The organism is Shewanella sp. 10N.261.52.F9, from assembly GCF_041471165.1.
In the GTDB taxonomy this organism is placed as follows: Bacteria; Pseudomonadota; Gammaproteobacteria; order Enterobacterales; family Shewanellaceae; genus Shewanella; species Shewanella marinintestina.
Genome location: NZ_JBFRNX010000008.1, coordinates 220,332 through 227,258, shown reverse-complemented (window position 1 = coordinate 227,258; position 6,927 = coordinate 220,332). Strand labels below are relative to the sequence as shown.

Annotated in this window: 7 protein-coding genes; 1 reads left to right on the top strand and 6 read right to left on the bottom strand. The window is 45.2% G+C overall.

Annotated features, from left to right (window positions below):
• Positions 1 to 119: 119 nt before the first annotated feature.
• Positions 120 to 662: a redox-active disulfide-containing membrane protein gene (locus AB4298_RS06830; protein ID WP_371986151.1), complete on the bottom strand. Its 543-nt coding sequence runs from the start codon at positions 660 to 662 to the stop codon at positions 120 to 122.
• A gap of 193 nt (positions 663 to 855) precedes the next feature.
• Entirely contained in the window at positions 856 to 1,590 is a 735-nt protein-coding gene (locus tag AB4298_RS06825; RefSeq protein ID WP_248999793.1) for an SURF1 family protein, read from the bottom strand.
• Here AB4298_RS06825 and AB4298_RS06820 point away from each other — a divergent pair.
• A complete protein-coding gene (locus AB4298_RS06820; RefSeq protein ID WP_371986150.1) occupies positions 1,589 to 1,807 on the top strand; it encodes a DUF2909 family protein in 219 nt (72 codons plus the stop codon). The genes AB4298_RS06825 and AB4298_RS06820 overlap by 2 nt on opposite strands.
• Before the next feature lie 17 nt (positions 1,808 to 1,824).
• Here AB4298_RS06820 and AB4298_RS06815 read toward each other — a convergent pair whose 3' ends face one another.
• The 4 genes from AB4298_RS06815 to coxB are packed head-to-tail and all read right to left on the bottom strand — an operon-like array spanning position 1,825 to position 6,460.
• Entirely contained in the window at positions 1,825 to 2,703 is an 879-nt protein-coding gene (locus AB4298_RS06815) for a cytochrome c oxidase subunit 3 (protein ID WP_248999791.1), read from the bottom strand.
• Positions 2,700 to 3,275 carry a cytochrome c oxidase assembly protein gene (locus AB4298_RS06810; protein ID WP_248999790.1) on the bottom strand — a complete coding sequence of 192 codons (576 nt, stop codon included), beginning with the start codon at positions 3,273 to 3,275 and terminating at the stop codon, positions 2,700 to 2,702. The genes AB4298_RS06815 and AB4298_RS06810 overlap by 4 nt, the downstream gene beginning before the upstream one ends.
• A gap of 2 nt (positions 3,276 to 3,277) precedes the next feature.
• Entirely contained in the window at positions 3,278 to 4,882 is a 1,605-nt protein-coding gene (gene ctaD / locus AB4298_RS06805; RefSeq protein ID WP_220765678.1) for a cytochrome c oxidase subunit I, read from the bottom strand.
• Between the two features lie 9 nt (positions 4,883 to 4,891).
• Positions 4,892 to 6,460: a cytochrome c oxidase subunit II gene (gene coxB / locus AB4298_RS06800; protein WP_371986148.1), complete on the bottom strand. Its 1,569-nt coding sequence runs from the start codon at positions 6,458 to 6,460 to the stop codon at positions 4,892 to 4,894.
• Between the last annotated feature and the right edge of the window lie 467 nt (positions 6,461 to 6,927).

Below are 6,927 nucleotides of genomic sequence, written 5' to 3'. Positions count from 1 at the left end.
TCCAATGAAGTTGGATTTGGCGATGGCTAATAGAGAGTAAGCTTGCCTATTCATTATCACGCACAAAGTAAACACTAAAGTGATTTTCAATAACGACTTAATCTGCATCAAAGTCCCCCTTATCCAATCCGTGAAAGCTTGAGTAGCTTACGCAGATCGGCTACTAGCGCTTTACCTTGCATGATTTGTGCTTGATGGTCTTCGGCAATCGGATAGCTCATGACTAAGCTTCCAAGCGGATCGACTATCACTAACTCTTGTTGATTGAGCAGCTTACTAAGCTGTTTAGAGGGAGCTGCAGTTACAAAATCAAAGCCTGTTAATGCGGCGGTATCGCTGTGTTGGTTAACCATAATAATGGTGTGTACGCGATCTTGATTACGGCCAAGGGCAACATGGCTTTGCTGCAAGATGTAGAGCCTGTCTTCACAGATGGCGTCGCAATGGCTAGGTAATTGATACAACAGCTGCCACTCTTGTGGCTGGGGATTGGCCATATCTAAGCTTTGATAGCTAACGCTTTCAAGTAGTTGGCCTTTATTGGTTGCTCCACCTTGGTATAAATCAAAGCTGAGTACAATCTTGGCAGCCATTACTGGCAGTACAAAAGCCAATAACAAAAGTATGAGGGTTTTCTTACCGTTCTTTTTGGGGGAGTTCATTCCATCTCCTCTTTCTGTTCTTTCATCCTTTCTAGCGCACTGACTAACGTACCTTATCAGTCTGTAATGGCTAAAAATGGTGACAATAATCCATCAAAATAATTGTTCAGAATTGAGCTTCCCGGAACGGCTAGGTCGCTTAATTTCTAACCTACAGTGTCTGTGTATAGTTAGCAATAGCCTATTTATTTTCTTATTTATCTGATTGTTTTAATTTACGAAACAATAGATATCCCATTAAAAATGCAAACACAGCGGCCATCGAAAACCATTGCACCGCATAGCCGTGGTGTTTTTGCGATGATAACGGGATTGGCTGCCAAGGGTGAGGATACGGGTTGTCGAGGTTATTGGGCTGCAAAACCAGATTAGCCAAAGGTTTATCAATTAACTGAGCAAGCTGGGGAATATTGAGATTCTGAATGCGCTTGGGCCAAGCGTTTTCAGCCATTAACTCTGAGCTCATCGGGTTTATCTGCTTCTGATAAACCCGCCCCTCTAGCGTGATAGGCTGACTGATGGAGTCTACGTCAGGCAATTGTGAACGATTTAGCCCCGCAGGAACAAAACCTAGCTCGACGAGCAGCCAAGGCTGAAGCTCTTCTACTTGCAGTGCTTGCAGTGCAAGGTAACCGACTCGACCTTGATAGATTTGGTTATCGAGTAAAAAAATATCACTCGAGACAGGAGTGACTGTAACACTAAGTTTAAAGCCAGTTAAAGATTCATCTTTAGCTGAATTAAGTATCTGAGAATAGCTGAGTACTGAGGCTGCTTGTCTTTGGCTTAGCTGTTGCTGCCATTGCGACTTATATTGTGCGCGTTCGAGTTGCCAAAAACCTAGCTTGACCAAAGTTGAAAACACTATCACAGTAAGAAGCACAATAAATAACCACGCAAGATTCACCTTAACACGAGGAGAACCCATGTCTGTTTTGTTTATCTTTAAAGTCGTCTTAGTATTACTACTGCTATTCATACTGTTTAATCTAGGTCGCGCCCTATTTATTATGGTGAAAGGAGAACAGACAGTCCCGATGAGCCAATATTTAGGTAGACGGGTACTGTTATCTGTTTTAGTTGTTGTCTTGCTGCTGGTGGCATTAGGGTCTGGCGTAATCAGCCCTAACGCCAGACCTTATTAAAGATTCAGTTCTATCTTTTACAATACGTAAACAAAGATAAATAGACATAACCAAACCACATCTACAAAGTGCCAGTACCAAGCGCCAGCTTGGAAGGCAAACTGCTTATCTGGGGTGAAATGCCCTTTGAGCACTCTAAAGAACAGCACAATCAAGAATACAGTCCCCAAGGTAACGTGCATGCCGTGAAAGCCGGTTAACAGGAAGAATGTATTGCCGTAAACGCCCGCATCGAGAGTCAGTCCCATCTCTTGGTAAGCATGGATATACTCTTCAGCCTGTAAAAATAAGAACCCAATACCCAGTAAAATGGTTAGCCCTAGCCAAACTGTTAGCGCCTTACGTTTATCTTGTTCAAGCCCGACATGAGCAAAGTGTAAGGTTACCGATGAGGTTAACAGGATTAAGGTGTTATACAGGGGCAGTCCCATCCAGCCCATAGCTTGGGTGGTGGTACCATCGGGTGTCGTGACCAGCGGCCAAACCGCTTCGAAAGTGGGCCATAACACTTCATTGGTCATAGCGTTATTAGATGCGCCACCTAACCAAGGCACTGCAATCATACGCGCATAAAATAGTGCACCGAAAAAGGCAGCGAAGAACATCACTTCAGAGAAAATAAACCAGCTCATCCCTTGTCTAAATGAGCGATCCATCTGCTTTGAATAGAGTCCAGCCATCGATTCGGCAATGACAGTTCTAAACCAGCCAAAGATCATAAAAATGATCACAGCGATCCCTGCCAGCAGAATATAACCGCCGCTGGTACTGTCGGTCTTTAATTCTGATACATAGCTGCCAGCACCAAACGCGATTAGAAATAGGCCGATAGCCCCAATAATCGGCCAAGCGCTCTGGGCGGGAACATAATAGTTTTCATGTTTTTCTATAGTCATCTTGCGGCTCCTTGCTCTACAGCAGTGCTGGCGACATAGCCCTTGTCGGTGATGTTGTAGAGGGTATAAGAGAGGGTCAAGGTTGATATTGAATCCGGTAACTCGGGATCCACAAAAAATATCAGTGGAAGATCAGCTTCGGCTTGGGCCGTTAATACTTGCTGATTGAAACAGAAGCATTCCGTTTTATTAAAGTAGGCGGCGCCTTGTCCTGGCGATACCGACGGAATTGCTTGGCCAACAATATGTTTAGCAGACAAATTTGTCGCAACAAAATGGGTCCGAATAAGCTCACCGGGGTGAACTTGCATAGTGTTGACCTCAGGTTTGAAGGTCCAAGGCATGTCGCTTTGTACCTGAGACACAAACTCAACGGTGATGCTTCTGCTTTTATCGATGACGACGGGCTGATAAACGCTAGCGGTACTTTGGGTTTTGCCATTAATCCCCAGCGCGTCGCACAGAACATCGTATAAAGGAACAAGCGCAAACCCAAAGCCGAACATGCCCAGAGAGCTAAAAATTAGCACTATGATCAGTTTCTTATTAGATTTACGCTGCAACTTATCCATGTTTACTTCACCTCTGGCGGTGTAGTAAATGAATGGTAAGGCGCAGGACTTGGAATGGTCCATTCCAGACCTTCTGCTCCTTCCCATGGCTTAGCTGGCGCTTTCTCTCCACCGCGAATACATTTAATCACCACTGCTAAGAAAATCAGCTGTGACAGACCAAAGGCAAACCCACCAATCGACACAATTTGGTTAACGTCGGCAAATTGAATCGCATAATCAGGGATCCGTCGTGGCATACCGGCAAGCCCGAGGAAATGCATCGGGAAGAACAATACGTTTACTGAGATCACTGAACACCAAAAGTGCCAGCGGCCTAGGCTTTCGCTGTACATATTCCCGGTCCACTTAGGCAGCCAATAATAGGCTGCAGCCATGATGGAGAATATCGCCCCAGTGACCAGCACATAGTGGAAATGCGCCACCACAAAGTAAGTATCGTGGTATTGGAAATCCGCAGGGGTGATTGCCAACATGAGTCCGGAGAACCCACCGATGGTGAACAAGATGATAAAGGCGACCGCAAATAACATAGGGGTTTCAAAGGTGATTGAGCCTCGCCACATAGTGGCTACCCAGTTGAACACCTTTACGCCCGTTGGCACCGCAATCAACATGGTGCAATACATAAAGAACAGCTCTGCAAACACCGGCATGCCTGTGGTAAACATATGGTGCGCCCAAACCAAGAACGACAAAATAGCGATACTGGCGGTGGCGTAAACCATCGACGAATAACCAAATAAGCGTTTACGGCTAAAGGCGGGCACAATGGCGGAGATGATACCGAACGATGGCAAAATCATGATGTAGACTTCTGGGTGACCAAAGAACCAGAAAATATGTTGAAACATGACTGGATCGCCACCACCGGCCGCATCAAAAAAGCTGGTGCCAAAGTATTTGTCGGTAAGTACCATGGTGACCACGCCCGCAAGTACTGGCATCACAGCAATCAATAAGAATGCGGTGATAAGCCAAGTCCATACGAATAGCGGTAGCTTCATCCATGTCATGCCCGGCGCGCGCATATTAACGATGGTCACGACTACGTTAATCGCACCCATAATTGAGCTTATGCCCATAATATGCACCGCAAATACAAATAATGCTGTGCTGTCTGGACTATAGGTGGTCGACAACGGTGCGTAGAAGGTCCAGCCAAAGTTAGGTCCGCCTCCTTCCATAAATAGTGAGCTTAGCAGGATTGAAAATGCGAAAGGCAAGATCCAAAAGCTCCAGTTATTCATCCGCGGTAGCGCCATATCTGGCGCACCAATCATCATAGGAATTAACCAGTTAGCCAAGCCTGTAAAGGCCGGCATTACCGCGCCAAATACCATGATCAAACCATGGACTGTGGTCATTTGGTTAAAGAAGTTAGGCTCAACTAATTGTAAGCCTGGTTGAAATAGTTCTGCTCGGATTACCATTGCCATGGCGCCGCCGGTGAGGAACATGATGAAACTAAACCATAAATAAAGCGTGCCGATATCTTTATGGTTAGTGGTTAATATCCAGCGCATAATGCCTTTCGGCGCCCCATGATGGTGGTCATCATGGTGATCGTCGTGAGCGGCTGGTGAATCTTGTGTAATTGTGCTCATTTACATCCCCTACTTAGCGTGACCATCGACATCTGATGCTTGTACGGCATCGCCAGAATCATTACCCCAAGCATTTCGCTCAAAGGTAATCACTGCGGCTATCTCTTGTGGCGTTAACTGCTGCGCAAACGCCTGCATAGCAGTGCCCGGTTTACCATTAATCACAATCTCAAGATGGTCGGTAACAGGCCCTTTAATAACAGGACTACCAACGAGCGATGGGAATGCGGGTGGTAAGCCTGCACCTGTGGCTTGGTGGCAAGCAACGCAACTGGTCATGTAGACTTTCTCGCCCATGGCCATCAGTTCATCCATGGTCAAATCATCTAGCACCACTGCGGCAGCTGTTGCGGCAACAACCTCGTTCTCTATCGATTGAGTATCATCTAAGGTGGCTGGGAGGGTTGTTGGTGTGCCTGCATCGTTAGCACTTGTATCGGCAGCAACATCAGTTGCAGCGTTACCATTTGCATTGATATCGGCAGCTTGCACCATCTCACCAGAATCATTGCCCCAAGCGTTACGCTCAAAGGTCACAACAGCAGCAATTTCGGTTGCAGTGAGCTGTTGTGAAAACGCCTGCATTGCAGTACCAGGCTTACCGTTGACCACAATATCAATATGACCAGCAACTGCGCCTTTGATCATTGGACTGCCAATAAGTGATGGGAATACACCAGGTAGGCCGGCACCATTAGGTTGGTGACAGGCGGCACAGCGAGCCATATACACTTGCTCACCTTGACTCATTAGCTCTTCCATTGTCAGAGTTTGCGACAAGGCGGCTTGGGCTGCAGCTTCAGCGTTACTCGCTTCTTGCTGTTGGGCGATTAGCCAAGCGTCAAAGTCTTTTTCTGATAAGGCTTCAACCACAATGGGCATAAAACCGTGGTCTTTACCGCATAGCTCAGCACATTGACCACGGTAGATCCCAGGTTTATCAATCTTGGTCCATGCTTCATTAATAAAACCGGGATTAGCATCTTTTTTAACGGCAAAAGCGGGTACCCACCAAGAGTGAATAACGTCTTCAGAAGTCATTAAAAAGCGCACTTTACGGTTAATAGGCAGCACTAATGGCTTATCAACTTCCAGTAAGTAGTTTTCGCCTTTAGTTGCATTGCCTTCAATTTGGTCCCTCGGAGTCGAAAGTAAACTGAAAAATGATATGTCTTTATCGAAGTAGCTGTAATGCCACTTCCATTGGGAACCCGTCACTTTAATGGTGAGATCGGCGTTACTGGGATCTTCCATAGCAATCAGTGTTTTGGTTGCCGGAATGGCCATACCGATAAGAATAATGAAAGGCACAACAGTCCATAAGATCTCGACTTTAGTGCTTTCGTGAAAATTGGCGGCAACAGCGCCTTTAGATTTGCGGTGGTTGATCATGGCATAAATCATTACGCCAAATACCACGATACCAATAGCACAACAGATGTAGAGAATTATCATGTGGAGGCTGTAGACCTGACCACTGATATCCGTAACACCTTTTGTCATATTAAGTGGCATTTCTGATGCAACAAGCGCGGGCGTAAATAGTAGCGCTAGCACACTATACAACAATTGCTTCACTAGACTTCTCCTCTGTCAACAAGACAAAGAAGAGTCACACAGTAAGTCTCTGCTCTATGTAAACTCTTCAGTTCCCAAAAAAGCAACGATGACTTCAAAGTGCGCGAGTGGTTTTGTCAAACTTGTCGTACTAACTTAATTACGACAGCGACTATTGTATATTCAGTATTTACTACTGCTTTGTATCACCACATTGGCACCTACGGCTGAAATATATCAGGCCGATTTCAGTCTCAATTTGAATCATAATTTGTTTGTTATCAAACTAAAGACCGACGACTAAATCGTTCGGATATAACAAAATATCGTTGTTATCACTTCCTACACTACTTGGTGTTTAAATATTGATCAAGATCACTTTTCGATTGATTTACCGAATAACGGAAATAAAAAAGCTCTCATATGAGAGCTTTTTTATTACTGTATTTCTTTACTAGAAAGAATAGATTAGCAAGGTTAGCAACAAA